At 53.2% G+C, this 926-nt stretch carries 1 protein-coding gene; it reads left to right on the top strand.

Annotated features, from left to right (window positions below; translation table 11 throughout):
* Nucleotides 1–926, top strand: a 926-nt coding sequence (locus ACFSR7_RS03255; RefSeq protein ID WP_378159033.1) for a transposase, incomplete at both ends; no start/stop codon positions are given.

Raw genomic sequence — 926 nt, 5'->3', positions numbered from 1 at the left:
CTTATCCTTTGCAAAATCGAGCATATTCGCTTCATCAAGGACCTGGTCAACCGTCTGAAAAGCAGTGCAGAATTCAGATTGCGCTGTCACTTTACAGGCTCTGATCGGGTACCGAGCCAAGCCGCCTATTCCAGGCTTTTCACCAAACTTCAGCAGTCCGGCATCCTGCATGAGGTCATCGATATTACGGTGGATGCAGCGATTACAGAAGGCTTCCTGAAAGGTGAAAGCATGGCGGTGGACTCTTCGCATGTGGAAGCCTTTGACCGGAACCCCAAAATTGACGCGTCTAAACCGGCCCCGTCCATTCTCCCCAAGGAGGTAGAAGACAGCGAAGAGCCTGCTTTTCTGGACGCCGTCAGCCATGTCCCGCAGCCAGCCCCCAAGCCCGAGAAACCCAAGCGTGCCAAACGCGGGCGCGTCCCCAAAGCCGAGGAGGCCGCGTGGCGTGCGCAAGTCGAGGCTTACGAAGCTTCGTTAACACACTTCGAAAAGGAAGTTGCGGGGATGTTGTCTTGCAGCTACGAGGAACTCGTCGCGGACATGCCGACCTATCCAAGTGTAGGAGCAAAAGGCGATCCCCGCGGAAGCGGACGCGTAAAATATTGGTACGGCTACAAGCTCAATTTGTTAGTGGATTGCCAGAGTCAGTATATTGTGACTGGCGTAAACTGCTCGGCTCACGTAAACGACCAACGTCCGGCGATCGTGCTGCTTAAACGATTAAAAGAGCGGTTCCCAACACTCCAGCCTAAGTATGTGTTAGGCGACAAAGGATACGATAGCGAGCCCGTTTACCAGCAAGTTAGAGATGTAGGTGCACGTTCGCTTATTCCGCTTGTTCATCGCACCAAACTGCCGGATGGTGTAGATAAACACTTGCGCCCAACGTGCAAACAAGGTCATTCGTACCGCTACGATAGCTA

It is taken from the genome of Cohnella sp. GCM10020058, from assembly GCF_042683485.1.
GTDB lineage: Bacteria > Bacillota > Bacilli > Paenibacillales > Paenibacillaceae > Cohnella.
The sequence above is the reverse complement of the archived record's forward strand: the minus strand, read 5'-3'. Positions and strand labels throughout refer to the sequence as shown.